General features: G+C 66.4%; 12 protein-coding genes. 9 read left to right on the plus strand and 3 right to left on the minus strand.

Going from position 1 to position 13,363, the window contains the following annotated elements; genetic code table 11:
* Position 1: 1 nt before the first annotated feature.
* Entirely contained in the window at positions 2–1,252 is a 1,251-nt protein-coding gene (locus AB4Z00_RS10155; protein WP_442045831.1) for a putative DNA modification/repair radical SAM protein, read from the minus strand.
* Between the two features lie 171 nt (positions 1,253–1,423).
* The gene (locus AB4Z00_RS10160; RefSeq protein ID WP_442045832.1) at positions 1,424–2,539 is read right to left on the minus strand and encodes an acyl-CoA dehydrogenase family protein; all 1,116 of its coding nucleotides are present in this window, start codon (positions 2,537–2,539) and stop codon (positions 1,424–1,426) included.
* Positions 2,540–2,706: 167 nt separating this feature from the next.
* Between AB4Z00_RS10160 and AB4Z00_RS10165 the strand changes: the two genes are divergently transcribed.
* A complete protein-coding gene (locus tag AB4Z00_RS10165; RefSeq protein WP_132265900.1) occupies positions 2,707–3,480 on the plus strand; it encodes a helix-turn-helix transcriptional regulator in 774 nt (257 codons plus the stop codon).
* A 36-nt stretch (positions 3,481–3,516) separates the two neighbouring features.
* Here AB4Z00_RS10165 and AB4Z00_RS10170 read toward each other — a convergent pair whose 3' ends face one another.
* Positions 3,517–5,151, minus strand: coding sequence for a GMC family oxidoreductase (locus AB4Z00_RS10170; protein WP_442045833.1), 1,635 nt, complete (start codon positions 5,149–5,151; stop codon positions 3,517–3,519).
* 139 nt (positions 5,152–5,290) lie between these two features.
* Between AB4Z00_RS10170 and AB4Z00_RS10175 the strand changes: the two genes are divergently transcribed.
* Genes AB4Z00_RS10175 through AB4Z00_RS10210 form a run of 8 tightly spaced genes read left to right on the plus strand, consistent with a single transcriptional unit; the run spans position 5,291 to position 13,363 of the window.
* Entirely contained in the window at positions 5,291–5,689 is a 399-nt protein-coding gene (locus AB4Z00_RS10175) for a Zn-ribbon domain-containing OB-fold protein (protein WP_442045834.1), read from the plus strand.
* The gene (locus AB4Z00_RS10180) at positions 5,686–6,861 is read left to right on the plus strand and encodes a thiolase family protein (RefSeq protein WP_442045835.1); all 1,176 of its coding nucleotides are present in this window, start codon (positions 5,686–5,688) and stop codon (positions 6,859–6,861) included. The genes AB4Z00_RS10175 and AB4Z00_RS10180 overlap by 4 nt, the downstream gene beginning before the upstream one ends.
* Before the next feature lie 5 nt (positions 6,862–6,866).
* Positions 6,867–8,075: an acyl-CoA dehydrogenase family protein gene (locus AB4Z00_RS10185; protein WP_442045836.1), complete on the plus strand. Its 1,209-nt coding sequence runs from the start codon at positions 6,867–6,869 to the stop codon at positions 8,073–8,075.
* Between the two features lie 47 nt (positions 8,076–8,122).
* A complete protein-coding gene (locus AB4Z00_RS10190) occupies positions 8,123–9,112 on the plus strand; it encodes a thiamine pyrophosphate-dependent dehydrogenase E1 component subunit alpha (protein ID WP_442045837.1) in 990 nt (329 codons plus the stop codon).
* A gap of 16 nt (positions 9,113–9,128) precedes the next feature.
* Positions 9,129–10,142: an alpha-ketoacid dehydrogenase subunit beta gene (locus AB4Z00_RS10195; RefSeq protein WP_442045838.1), complete on the plus strand. Its 1,014-nt coding sequence runs from the start codon at positions 9,129–9,131 to the stop codon at positions 10,140–10,142.
* A gap of 13 nt (positions 10,143–10,155) precedes the next feature.
* On the plus strand, positions 10,156–11,592 hold the full coding sequence (locus AB4Z00_RS10200; protein ID WP_442045839.1) for a 2-oxo acid dehydrogenase subunit E2: 1,437 nt from the start codon (positions 10,156–10,158) through the stop codon (positions 11,590–11,592).
* Between the two features lie 14 nt (positions 11,593–11,606).
* A complete protein-coding gene (locus AB4Z00_RS10205) occupies positions 11,607–12,152 on the plus strand; it encodes a VOC family protein (protein WP_442045840.1) in 546 nt (181 codons plus the stop codon).
* Positions 12,149–13,363: an acyl-CoA dehydrogenase family protein gene (locus AB4Z00_RS10210; protein WP_442045841.1), complete on the plus strand. Its 1,215-nt coding sequence runs from the start codon at positions 12,149–12,151 to the stop codon at positions 13,361–13,363. The genes AB4Z00_RS10205 and AB4Z00_RS10210 overlap by 4 nt, the downstream gene beginning before the upstream one ends.

The raw sequence follows: 13,363 nt of genomic DNA on the forward strand, positions 1-13,363 counted from the left end.
GTCAGGCCGCGAACAGTTCCAGTTGGGTCGCCCGGGGCGTGACCAGCGGGCGCAAGTCGGCACGGTCCAGCAGGCCGGTCGGGCGCCAGTCGGCGGTGACGATGAAGGGGCGCAGCTTCTTTACCGAAACGGTCATGCGCGCCACGTCGTCCAGCCGCAGCGTGCGCCAGCGCCTTGCAGCCAGGATGGCCTCAACCGCCTTGATGCCCAGGCCGGGAATGCGCAGCAGCATCTCGCGCGGCGCGCGGTTCACGTCGATCGGGAACCGATCGCGAAATTGCAGCGCCCAGGCGAGCTTGGGGTCGATGTCGAGCGGCAGCATGCCGGTGGCGGGATCGGCGGCCGCGCTCACTTCCTGCGGGGAATATTGATAGAACCGGATCAGCCAGTCCGACTGGTAGAGCCGGTGCTCGCGCATGAGCGGCGGGCGGCGCAGCGGCAGGACGGTGCTGGCGTCCGGGATCGGGCTGAAGGCCGAATAATAGACGCGTTTCAGGTCGAACTTGTCGTAGAGCGACGCCGCGCGCGTCACGATGTCACGATCGGTGGCGGCATCGGCGCCGACGATCATCTGGGTCGATTGCCCGGCAGGCGCGAAAGCGGGTGCCGAGCGGAAGCGCTTGCGCGCATCGGCGCCGTCTTCGATGGCCGAGCGCATCGTGCCCATGGCACCTTCGATGCGGGCCTGCGATTTTTCGGGCGCCAGCCGCAGCAACCCGCTGGCCGTGGGCAATTCGACATTGATGGACACCCGGTCGGCATGGCGCCCCGCCGCTTCGACCAGCATCGGATCGGCGTCCGGGATCGTCTTCAAGTGGATATAGCCGCGAAAATCGTGATCTTCGCGCAGGGATCGCGCCACTTCGACGATCTGCTCCATCGTATAGTCAGGCGTGCGGATGATGCCCGAGGACAGGAACAGCCCTTCGATGTAATTGCGGCGATAGAAGTCGAGCGTGAGGTCGACGACTTCCTTGGCGGTGAACCGCGCCCGCCGCACGTTGGAGGACTTGCGGTTGATACAGTAGTGGCAATCGAAAATGCAGCTGTTGGTCAGCAGTACCTTGAGCAGGCTGATGCAGCGCCCGTCCGGCGCATAGGCGTGGCATATGCCGCCGCCGCCCAGCGTCGAGCCAATCCCCTTTCCATCGCGCGAATCCCGCTTCTTGACGCCGGAGGAGGAGCACGAGGCATCGTACTTGGCGGCATCCGCCAGGATCGTGAGCTTTTCGGCGATTTCGAGCGCGGGCATTTCGCGGGACCTTGCTTTCCGCGCCATCGGCAGCGCGGCGGTGAAGGTGCAAACTGGCTCATCGCTCCCGCGGATGCAATGAAAATGTTCTCTATACGTTCCGATTGCGCGATCGATTGCAGGAAGATGGGATAGGAAGGATCTGCGCGCCTGCGGCGCGTGCCGCCCCGCTCAGTTCAGCAGGCGGGCGTAACGATCAAGCGCTGCTTGCGGCCCTTCCGGCCACCGGGAGAGCACCAGCAGCCGCTTGTGTCCCGCCCCGATCGCCAGTTCGTCGGTCACGCCCATGCCGCCATGGAACTGCACCATCTCATGCGCCAGAGTGAGCGCTGCCTCGCAAATGAACGCGCGCGCGCCGCTTACCGCCTCGGCGAAGCGATCGCCCTCCCAGGTCACGAGCGCGAGGTTCAGCAGGGCGCGGCTTTGCTCGATGGCAGCATACTGCGCCACCATGCGGTGCTGGATCGCCTGGAAAGAGCCCAGTGCGGCCCCGAACTGGTCGCGGGTGCGGACATAGTCGAGGGTATCGTGGAAAATGCGCTCCATGATGCCGAGCGCCTCGGCACAGCGAGCGAGATCCGCGAGTTGCTGGACCTCTTCGATCTGCGCGGTGCCGCCCTGGAGGCGGTGGCTTTCCGGTATATGCACACTCTCAAGCGCCAGCGCGGAGGCGATGGAGCCGTCCGCCAATGGCCAATCGCGGCGGCGGAGGCCGGGCGTGTCGGCGGGGACGAGGAACATGGCTTCGGCCTCTTCGCCGGCCTGGCCGGAAAGGCGCGCCGAGACGATGTAGCCGTCCGCGCCGCCGCCGGCGATGGAATAGGGCTTGGCGCCGTCCAGCCGGTATCCGTCCTGTTCCGGGGTGGCCGTGGTCGCGATCGCGCCGCTTCCGCCCCGCATGCCGGTTTCGGCATGGGCGAGGGCGAGGCGCCTGCTGCCGGTGAGCAAGTCGCCGAGCCATTCGTCGCGCAGGTCCTCGCGCGCGGTCAGGGCGAAGAGGCGTCCGGCCAGCACCGAAGCCTCGGCCAGCGGCTCCACCACCATGCCGCGTCCCAGCGCCTCGAAAATCGTGGCTATGCCGGTGGCGTCCAGGCTGAGCCCGCCCAGTTCCTCGGGGAAAGGCGCGGCGATCAGGCCCAGTTCGCCCAGCAATGCCCAGTTCTTGCCGGAAAAGCCGCCCGGCTCGGCCAGGAAGGTGCGACGGCTAGTATGGTCGTACGTATTGGTGACGAAGCGCTCGGTGAGCGCCTTGAGCATTTCCTCGTCTTCGCTGAGATCGAAATTCACGTGGCTCTCCCGTCTGTCACACGGATGTAGCACCAGCCGTGGGAGCATCTCCGCTAGGCAAAAGACTAGTGTGCAAAAGACTAGGCCCGAACGGGCCGGATTTGGGCTTTCGAGCAATTGTGCACCCTGCCGGGGCGCGTTAAGCTCCACGGCAAGAGAGGAAAAACATGTCGCTGTTGTCACAGGAAAACATAGACGCCGTGCGCGTCTCGTCGCCGGCGGAGATCCGCCCGGCGGCGGAGGCCTTCCATCGCATCGCCATGGACCTGGGTTTCAGGGCCGCCCCCGCGCACGACATTGCCGACAAGCGCACGCCGGTCGATGCCGAGGGCAAGGTTCTGGCCATCGAGGTGTTCGGCTGGGCGGACGATGAAAGGGTCTGGTGGCGCAATTCGCGCATCGCGCTCGATTCCCCGCTCACCACCGCCTGCCGCTTCGAAAGCCAGCCGTTCTGGGCCAATGCCGAAGGTTTCCGCACGCGCGAGCCCAACGCCTACCTCCAGTCCATCGACATCGCCAATTTCGAGCAGCGCGCCATGACGCGGGCCTGCATCGCGGTGCCGGTGCACTTGCCGTTCGGGCAGATCGGCGCAGTGAGCTTCAACCCGCTGGACCGCGATCGGACCGATCTTTCGGAAGACTTCCTGCGGCTGTCCGACGCGCTCGGCCTTTATGCGCGCACGTTCATCGCCACTTACGTCCAGGTGATGGGTTCGACCCAGGCTCTGCCGCCCGGTTCGCGCCTTTCCAAGCGCGAGGTGGAATGTCTGCGCTGGGCGGCGATCGGCAAGACCGATCTGGAGATCAGCATGATCATGTCGCGCAGCCGCGCGACGGTGCGGTTCCACATCCATAATGCGGCGACCAAGCTGAATGCGGTGAACCGCAGCCAGACGGTCTTCAAGGCAGCCCAGCTCGGGTATATTTCGCTGCACAATTGAGGTTGCAAGGCGCGTCGTCCCGCATGGCGACGGGCTTTACCGCAGCCTGTCTTCCAGCATCAGCTTCGCACCGCGCAGGCCCAGCGCCATGGCGGGGGCATTGGTGTTGCCCGTGACATGGCCGGGCATCACCGAGCAGTCCGCCACCCGCACGCCGCGCACGCCTTTCACCCGCAGGCGGGCATCGACCACGGCGTCAGGGTCGTCGCCCATGCGGCAGGAGCGGATCGCATGGAGCCCGCAGCTGGACAGGCGGCGGAAGGCAGACAGGATCTCTCCGTCGCTCTCCACTTCTGCGCCGGGCACGAGTTCGGGGCCGACCATCTGCCCCAGCGGCGCTTCGGCGATGAAGGCGCGCATCTTGCGTACCAGCGCGACGGCGGAGCGGCGATCGTGCTCGGTCGTCAGGAAGTTGTGGCGGATACCGGCCGGATCAGCGGAGTTCGGCCCCGAAGCCCGCACCGCGCTCTCGCTGGTGAGGCGCAGCAGCTGGCCGTAGATGGTGACGCCGGGGAGCGGGTCGATCTTGTCGAGCGGGACCGGATCCTTGTCGTCGCCAACCTTGAAGGTGTAGCCGCCAAGGTAGAACTGCGCGTCGGTGCGCCCGTCGGGATGAGCGACATTGCAGAAGGCGCCGACTTCGAAGGGGCCGGTCGCCAGCACGCCGTCATGGCGCAGCAGATAGCGCAGCATGGCCAGCCCCGCGCCCACCCCGAAGAAGCTGCGGTTGGTGCCACGTCCGTGCTCAAGCCGGAACGGGATCGAGATCGACAAGTGCTCGATCATCCGCTCGCCCACGTCGGGTGAATGGACGAGCGGGGCGATGCCCGCCGCCCGCAGCCGCTCGGTGTCGCCGATGCCCGAACGCTGGAGCAGCAGCGGGCTTTCCATGGCCCCCGCGCTCACCACGATCTCCCCGGCGCAATCGAAGCGCTGGGGGCGGCCGTTCACGACGGCGTCGAGGCCCACCGCGCGGGTGCCGTCGAACACGATCCGCTCGGCCAGCGCGCCTGTCACCACGGTCAGGTTCGGTCGTCCGCGCGCCGCTGCCAGATACGTGCGGGCAGAGGATTCGCGGCGTCCGTTTCGGATGTTATGGCTGTAATAGCCGACGCGCGGGCCGGTTTTCGCGTTGAGGTCGTCCACCCGCGTGAGTCCCAGCGCCTCGCCGGATTCGATCATGCGCTCTGCCAGCGGATATGTGTAGCAAGCCGGATCGACATGGACCAAACCCCCGCTGCCGCGCATTGCGGAGGCGCCTGCGGCATGGTCTTCCAGTTCCAGGAAAGCCTCGGTCATGCTTGTGCCGTTCCAGCCCACGGCACCGGCCTCGCTTTCCCAGGCGTCGTAATCCGCCGGTTCGCCGCGGCTCCAGATCATGCCGTTGATCGAGGAAGAGCCACCCAGGCCCTTGCCCCGGATCCACACCTCGCCGCCGCTGTCCTCGTTCGCGCCTTCCTCGCGCGGCTGGGTGACGGGATAGGCCCACATGTGCTCGGGCTTCTTGACCAGCTTGGCCACGCCCTTGGGCAAGGTGACCCAGAAACTGTCATTGCTACCGCCCGCTTCCAGCAGCAGCACTTGCGACCGGCCGTCGGCGCTCAGCCGTTCCGCCATGACGCATCCGGCCGAACCGGCGCCGACGATGATGTAGTCCCAGGCCTTTGCCATCTGTTCGTTCTCCCGCCTCAATGCGTCGCACGAACTGGCACATTGGCTACCCTAGCGTTTTGATGAGTCACAAAGGGGGAGCGGGCGCGCTTAAACCATTCACATCAACGGACTCGAAAGCCGAGAGATGGGGAGAACGATGCGCGCCATTGCCGAAGGCCTGTTTACCGACGAGACGCCGCCCCGGCTGCTGGGCGGCCGCGAACGGGCAACGGGGCGGGTGGTGTTTCCCTGTCCCGCCGGAGATAGCTGCGATCCGGTGCCGCTGGCGCGGGAGGGCAGGCTCTGGTCCTATACGGTGCAGCGCTATCGCCCCAAGACTCCGCCTTATGCCGGGCCGGAAGCCTTTGCGCCGTGGATCGTCGCCTATGTCGAACTGCCGGGCGAAGTGATCGTGGAGGCACGGCTGGTGGACGTGGATTTCGGCGCGGTGCGGATCGGCATGCCGGTGCGGCTCGTGCCGCTGGCGCTCGATCCCGAGGCGGCCGAGCCGCTGGCCATTCCTGCCTTTGCGCCGATGGAAGGAACCCGCGCATGAGCGACGTCTGCATCGTCGGCATCGGCATCCATCCGTTCGGGCGCACCGATGGCCTTTCCGGGCTAGACCAGGGCGTCTTCGCCGTGCGGCAGGCGCTGGCCGATGCCGGGGTGGACTGGCCGCAGATCCAGTTCGCTTATGGCAGTTCGGATGCCGCCGGAAACCCGGATACCATGGTGGACCGGCTGGGCCTCACCGGCGTTCAGTTCATCAATGTGCGCAACGGCTGCGCGGCTGGCGGATCGGCGCTGTTCTCGGCGCAGATGGCGATCAAGTCGGGCGAGTTCGAGCTTGGCCTGGCGGTCGGGTTCGACAAGCATCCGCGCGGCGCCTTCAATGCGCTGCCCAGCGAATACAACCTGCCCGACTGGTACGGGGAGGCCGGCTACATGGTCACCACTCAGTTCTTCGCGGCGAAGATCATGCGCTACATGCACATGTTCGACATCTCGAACGAGACGCTGGCGCGGGTGGCGGAAAAGGCCTTTCGCAACGCTACGCATGCCCCGCATGCCTGGCGCCGCCAGCCGGTGCCGATCGAGGAAATCCTCGCCGCGCCGCTCGTTTCGGACCCCTATACCAAGTACATGTTCTGCTCGCCTGCGGAGGGCGGCGTCGCGCTCGTGCTCGCCAGCGAGAAGAAGGCGCGCGAACTGGGCAAGCCGCTGGTCCGCCTGAAGGCCGCCACCATGCGCACCCGTCCGCCGCACAGCTTCGAGGTTTTCGCGCCCAGTGTCGACGTAGTGGCGGACGATAGCATGCCGCGCGGCACCGCCACGCGCATTGCCTCCGCCGACGCCTTCCGGCTTGCCGGGATCGGACCGGGCGACATCGACGTCGCGCAGCTTCAGGATACCGAGGCGGGCGCGGAGATCATGCACATGGCTGAAAACGGCTTCTGTGCCGATGGCGATCAGGAACGCTGGCTCTCCGAGGGAAGAACCGAGATCGGCGGCGCGCTGCCGGTCAACACCGACGGCGGCTGTCTGGCCTGCGGGGAGCCGATCGGCGCTTCGGGGCTGCGGCAAGTCTACGAAAACGTCGTGCAACTGCGCGGAGACGGTGGCGGCCGTCAGGTGCCGGGCCACAAGCGAGGAAGCGGCCCGAAGACGGCCTACAGCCACGTCTACGGCGCCCCGGGCGTATCGGCAGTGACGATTCTGGAACGATAGAACGCATGGACATCGAACTCTCCCCCGCCGACGAAGCCTTCCGCCAGGACGTACGTGCATTCCTGCGCGAGAACCTGCCCGATGCGGTGAAAGCGGGCGCCGCCGCCACGCCATCGGTCTTCGTGGAGCCGGAGATCGGGCAGGCCTGGAATGCAGTGCTCGATGCCAAGGGCTGGCTGGGCTACCAGTGGCCGGTGGAGCATGGCGGCACCGGCTGGACGCCGCTTCAGCGCTACCTCTTCGAGAAGGAATGCGCCGCCGCCGGCGCGCCGAACCTCACCGTGCTGGGCCTCAAGCTGCTGGCCCCGGTGCTCTGGACGTTCGGCAATGCGGCGCAGAAGGCGCGCTACCTGCCGCGCATCCTTTCGGGCGAGGATTACTGGTGCCAGGGCTTTTCCGAGCCCGGCGCGGGGTCGGACCTTGCCAGCCTGAAGACCCGCGCGGTGCGGGATGGAGACCATTACGTGGTCAACGGATCGAAGATCTGGACCACCCATGCCCACCACGCCAATGGCATGTTCACGCTGGTGCGCACCGATCCTGATGTGAAAAAGCAGGCGGGCATCTCGTTCCTGCTGATTGACCTGGCCAGCCCCGGCGTCTCGGTGCGGCCGATCCTGACCACGGCGGGCGATCATGAGGTGAATCAGGTCTTCCTCGAAGACGTGCGCGTGCCCGCGGAGAACCTGGTGGGCGAGGAAGGGCAGGGCTGGACCATCGCCAAGTTCCTCCTCGAAAACGAGCGCGGCGGATCGTGCCATGCACCGAAACTCGGTTACGACCTTGCCCAGATCGAGACTGCTGCCAAAGCGGAAAGCGACGGGCGCGGCGGGGCTCTGGCAGACAGCACCGACTGGCGGCGCCGGATGGCGAAAGCGCGCCTTGGCGTGGAAGCGCTGGAGATGATCGAACTGAAGATCATCTCGGAGATCGCCAAGGGCCGCAAGCCGGGGCCGCAGACATCGCTGACCAAGCTGCTGGCCTCCAACTTGCGGCAGGAGATCGACCTCCTGGCCGTGGACCTGTTCGGGATCGCCGGGCTTCAGCTGGAAACCTCACGCCCGCTCTATGGCGATAATGCGCCGGAGCCGCTCCATTCTCGCGCCGCGCAAGTGGCCGCCGCGCGCTATCTCAACAGCCGGGCCTGGACGATTTTCGGCGGGACAAACGAGGTGCAGAGCACCATCATCGCCAAGTCCGTGCTTGGTCTTTGAAAAGGAACCGTGAAGCGATGCGGACGACAACGGGAGAGGAAGCTGGCATGCAACTGAACCGCGAGGCGCTGACCCGCGCCTATCGGCAGATGAAGCTGATCCGCGAATTCGAGGAACGCCTTCACGAGGAAATCCAGACCGGAGAGATCGCGGGGTTCACGCACCTCTACTGCGGGCAGGAAGCCGTGGCGGTGGGCGTGTGCGAGCATCTTTCGGAGCGGGACAAGATCGTCTCCACCCATCGCGGCCACGGTCACTGCCTGGCCAAGGGCTGCGACGTGACCGGCATGATGAAGGAGATCTGGGGCAGCCAGGAGGGCCTTTGCAACGGCAAGGGCGGCTCCATGCACATCGCCGATATCGACAAGGGCATGCTGGGCGCCAACGGCATCGTCGGCGCGGGCGCGCCGATCGCGGTGGGCGCGGCGCTTTCAAACAAGATCGACGGGCCGGACGAGAACGGCAAGCTGGCCGTCTCCATCGCCTTCTCGGGTGACGGGGCCTGCAACCAGGGCACCACGTTCGAAGCGATGAACCTGGCCGTCGTCACCAAGGCGCCGGCGATCTTCGTCTTCGAGAACAACCACTATTCGGAGCATACCGGCGATGCCTATGCCGTGGGCACCGCGCAGGACATCGCCAGCCGCGCTGAGGCCTTCGGCATGAAGGTTTGGCGCGCGGACGGGACGGACTTCTTCTCGGTCTACGACACCTTCGGCGAAGTGCTGGAATTCGTCCGTACCCCCGGCAACGGCCCGGCGGCGGTGGAGTTCGATACCGAACGCTTCTTCGGCCATTTCGAGGGCGATCCCCAGCGCTATCGCGGCGAGGGCGAGCTGGACCGACTGCGCGCGACCCGCGACTGTCTTCGCCACTTCCGCGAGCGGGTGACCGGCGCGAAGCTGCTGACAGGCGAGGACCTTGACGCGGTGGACGCGGATGCCCTGCAGGCCATTGAGGATGCCGTCACGGCATCGCGCGCGGCGGCGCGGCCGCAGCCCGAGAACGTCCTCGAAAACGTTTACATCAGCTACTGACGGCGGAGCGGAAGACATGGCAAAGATGATGTACCGCGACGCCATACGCGGCACGATATTCCAGGAAATGCAGCGCGATCCGCGCGTCGTCGTGCTCGGCGAGGATGTGGTCGGCGGCATGGGCACGGCGGGCGGGCCGGAGGCGATCGGCGGGATCTGGTCCACCTCCACCGGCTTCTACGAGGCGTTCGGGCCAGACCGGGTGATCGATACCCCGATCAGCGAAAGCGCGATCATGGGCGCGGCGGGCGGGCTGGCGCTGGCGGGCAAGCGGCCGGTGGCGGAGATCATGTTCGCGGACTTCATCGGCGTCTGCATGGACCAGCTGTGGAACCAGATCGCCAAGTTCCGCTACATGTTCGGCGGCAAGTCGGTCTGTCCGGCAGTGATCCGCATGCCCTGCGGCGCTGGCTACAACGCCGCCGCGCAGCACAGCCAGATGATCAGCCAGTTCGTCACCTCCATGCCGGGCCTCAAGGTCGTCATGCCGGCGACCCCGGCCGATGCCTGCGGGCTGCTGCGGCAGGCGATACGCGACGACGATCCGGTGGTCTTCCTGGAGCACAAGTTCCTCTATGCCATGACCGGCGAAGTGCCGGACGATCCGGACTTCGTGATCCCCTTCGGCCACGCGCGATTGGCCCGCGCTGGCGAGGACGTTACCGTGGTCGCTTCCGGCATGATGGTCGGCTATGCCGAAACGGCGGCCGACGATCTGGCGCAGGACGGTATCGGCTGTGACGTGATCGACCTTCGCACCACGTCCCCGCTCGATGAGGAAGCGATCCTCGATTCCGTGGAAGCAACCGGGCGACTGGTGATCGTGGACGAGGCGCCGCCGCGGTGCAGTCTGGCCACCGACATTGCCGCGCTGGTGGCCAGCAAGGCATTCGCCAGCCTGAAGGCGCCGATCGAAATGGTCACCGCGCCGCACACCCCGGTGCCCTTCGCCCGCGAGTTGGAAGGCGCCTATCTGCCGAGCCCCGCGAAAGTGGCCGCTGCCGTCCGCAAGACGCTGGCATACCGGTGAGGAGGGCGCTGTCATGAGCAGGATCCGCGCTTTCACGATGCCCAAGTGGGGCATCGAGATGACCGAGGGCACCGTGGCCGAATGGATGGTCAAGGAAGGCGAGAGCTTCACGCGCGGCCAGACGCTGTGCCTGATCGAAACCGCCAAGATCACCAACGAGGTAGAGGCCGAATACGACGCCACCGTGCGCCGCGTGCTGGTTACCGGCGGTAGCGAGGCCGAGCCGGTCGGCGCGCTGCTGGCGGTGTTCGACGAGGGGGCCCATTCCGAGGACGAGATCGAGGCGTTCATCGCCGCCTTCACCCCGGCCGAAGGCGGCCTGGCGCAAGGCGCATCTAAGGCCAAGGCCGCCGTGCCCGAGCCGGTGGGCGCGGCTGTCGGCGCGCCGGAACGGATGCGCGTGCCGATCGATACCAACCGTCCGATCAGCCCGGAGGCACTGCGTCTGGCCGAGGAGGAAGGCGTCGATATCTCGGATATCGAGGGTTCCGGCCGTCAGGGCAGGATCACTCATCAGGACGTGGTCAAGGCGATGCGCGGCCCGGCTAGCCCAATACTGAAAGGTGCGCTGGCCCAGCCCGAGGAGGATGGGAAAGTCTTCGCCTCCCCGCTCGCTCGCCGCCTCGCCGCGCTCCATGGGATCGCGCTGGCGGGCATGAAGGGCACCGGCCCGCGCGGGCGTATTTCCAAGGCGGATGTGCTGGCGCTGGTCCCGGCACCGGTAAATTCCGGCTTGCTCGCCGCGCCGCAGTTCGTGGCCTCCGAGAACCGGCCCGAGATCGTCCCCTTCGACCGCATTCGCAAGGTCGTCGCCCAGCGACTCACGCAGGCGAAGCAGGAAATCCCGCACTTCTACTTGCGCCTGTCCGCCCGCGCCGATGCCCTGCTGGAACTGCGCAAGAGCGCCAATCTGGTGCTCGGCTGCAAGGCCTCGGTGAACGACTGGGTGGTCAAGGCCGGCGCCATGGCGCTGGTCCGCCATCCGGAGGTCAACGTGCAAGTCCACGGCACCGACATCTACCGCTTCCCCCATGCCGACGTCTCGATCGCGGTTGCAGGGCCGAAGGGCCTTGTCACTCCGGTCGTGCGGCAGGCCGACCGCATGCGGATCGACCAACTCGCCGCCGAAACCCGCCGCCTGATCGACAAGGCGCAAGGGCGCGGGTTGGGGATGGAGGACATGGAGGGCGGCACGTTCTCCGTCTCCAACCTCGGCATGTTCGGGGTGGAGAACTTCGATGCGATCATCAACCCGCCGCAGGGCGCGATCCTGGCCGTCGGCGCGGCGCAGCGCCAGCCGGTGGAGACGGCGGGCGGCGGCGTGGCGTTCGAGACGCGGATCGCTCTCACCCTCTCCGTAGACCACCGCGCCATCGACGGAGCTGCCGGCGCGCAGTTCCTCCAGACGCTCAAGACCCTGATCGAAGAACCCCAAGGCCTCTTCGCCTGATTGAAGGACACGCCATGACCAGTTCCGCCAGACCGGGACCTCTCAAAGCCTTGGGCGAGGTGATCCAGCTTGCCTATTTCCCCACCGATTTCGACGCGGCGATGAAGTACTGGATCGAAACCGTGGGCGTCGGGCCGTTCTTCGTGCTCAACGACGTGCGGCTCGGCGAGATGAAGTACAAGGGCCAGCCCACCGACGCGACGTTCTCCATGGCCATCGGCTATTGGGGCGATATCCAGATCGAGCTGATCCGCACCGAGAGCGAGGCGCCCTCGCTTTACACCGGCGAATATGCCGTGCGCGACAGGCTGCACCACGTCTGCGTCTTCGTGAAGGACATTGCCGAGGCGCGCCGTGCCTGCGCGGAAGCGGGTGCGGACGTGATCGTGGAGGGCAAAGTGGGGGACGACGGCGAGGTGATTTACGTCGATCCCGGCCAGGGTCCGGGCTTCGTGATCGAATATCTTCAGCCCATGGCCGGATCGGAAGGTCTATTCGAAATGATGAAAGAGGCCGCGCGCGACTGGGATGGCAGCGATCCCGTGCGGGTGCTGCAATGACCGCGCCGATTTCCGCCCAAGCCATGGCCATGGCCGACCGCGTGGAGAGCTTCGTCCGCGAAATCGTGGTGCCTTACGAGCAGGATCCGCGCCGCGACCATCACGGCGCGCCGACCGACGACCTCGTCATGGAACTGCGCGGCAAGGCGCGTGCGGCGGGCGTGCTCACGCCGCATATCCGCGATGACGGCAGCCACCTGACCCAGCGCGAGACCGCCGAAGTGCTGATCCGCTCCGGCCTTTCGCCGCTCGGCCCGCTCGCCTGCAACACCATGGCGCCCGATGAGGGCAACATGTACCTGATCGGCCATGTCGGTTCGCCCGCGCTGAAGGACAGGTTCCTGACGCCGCTGGTGGAGGGCAGGGGCCGCTCCGCCTTCTTCATGACCGAGCCTGCCGACTGGGGCGGTGCGGGGTCGGACCCGTCGATGATGAAGACCACCTGCCGCCGCGATGGCGACCACTGGGTGATTGACGGACGCAAGACCTTCATCACCGGCGCCAAGGGGGCGATGGTCGGCATCGTCATGGCCGCTTCGGTGGACGAGGCGAGCAAGGGCGGAGCCTGCATGTTCCTGGTCGACCTGCCCGATCCCGCCATCGTGATCGATGAAGTGCCGAACACCATCGACACCTCGATGCCGGGCGGCCATTCCACGGTGACGATCCGGGAGCTTCGGGTTCCCGCCGCGCATATGCTCGGCGAGCCGGGAGAGGGCTTCAAGTATGCACAAGTGCGCCTGAGCCCGGCGCGCCTGTCGCATTGCATGCGCTGGCTGGGATCCTGCATGCGCGCACACGAAATCGCGGTGGACTATGCCTGCCGCCGCGAGGCTTTCGGCAAGACGCTGATCGATCACGAAGGCGTGGGCTTCATGCTGGCCGAGAACCGTATCCTTATCCAGCAGTGCCGGTTGATGATCGACTGGTGCGCGGGCGTGCTGGACGGCGGATCGCTGGGCACGGTCGAAAGCTCGATGGCCAAAGTCTCGGTCAGCGAGGCACTGATGAAGATTGCCGACAACTGCGTGCAAGTGATGGGCGGCATCGGCGTTACCGACCGCACGATCGTGGAGCAGGTGTTCCGCGAAATCCGCGCCTTCCGCATCTATGACGGGCCGACCGAAGTGCACAAATGGTCGCTCGCCAAGAAGATCAAGCGCGAGTGGAAGCAGGCGCAGGAAGCGGCCCGCGCCGAGCAGGCGGCGTAG

It is taken from the genome of Novosphingobium sp. YAF33, from assembly GCF_052113265.1.
Classification (GTDB): Bacteria; Pseudomonadota; Alphaproteobacteria; order Sphingomonadales; family Sphingomonadaceae; genus Novosphingobium.

Coding starts and splice junctions, on each gene's coding strand:
- AB4Z00_RS10170 (WP_442045833.1), bottom strand. CDS start 5,151: ATGGCAAAGGCCTGGGACTACATCATCGTCGGCGCCGGTTCGGCCGGA.
- AB4Z00_RS10155 (WP_442045831.1), bottom strand. CDS start 1,252: ATGCCCGCGCTCGAAATCGCCGAAAAGCTCACGATCCTGGCGGATGCC.
- AB4Z00_RS10205 (WP_442045840.1), top strand. CDS start 11,607: ATGACCAGTTCCGCCAGACCGGGACCTCTCAAAGCCTTGGGCGAGGTG.
- AB4Z00_RS10190 (WP_442045837.1), top strand. CDS start 8,123: ATGCAACTGAACCGCGAGGCGCTGACCCGCGCCTATCGGCAGATGAAG.
- AB4Z00_RS10180 (WP_442045835.1), top strand. CDS start 5,686: ATGAGCGACGTCTGCATCGTCGGCATCGGCATCCATCCGTTCGGGCGC.
- AB4Z00_RS10195 (WP_442045838.1), top strand. CDS start 9,129: ATGGCAAAGATGATGTACCGCGACGCCATACGCGGCACGATATTCCAG.
- AB4Z00_RS10165 (WP_132265900.1), top strand. CDS start 2,707: ATGTCGCTGTTGTCACAGGAAAACATAGACGCCGTGCGCGTCTCGTCG.
- AB4Z00_RS10200 (WP_442045839.1), top strand. CDS start 10,156: ATGAGCAGGATCCGCGCTTTCACGATGCCCAAGTGGGGCATCGAGATG.
- AB4Z00_RS10175 (WP_442045834.1), top strand. CDS start 5,291: ATGCGCGCCATTGCCGAAGGCCTGTTTACCGACGAGACGCCGCCCCGG.
- AB4Z00_RS10210 (WP_442045841.1), top strand. CDS start 12,149: ATGACCGCGCCGATTTCCGCCCAAGCCATGGCCATGGCCGACCGCGTG.
- AB4Z00_RS10185 (WP_442045836.1), top strand. CDS start 6,867: ATGGACATCGAACTCTCCCCCGCCGACGAAGCCTTCCGCCAGGACGTA.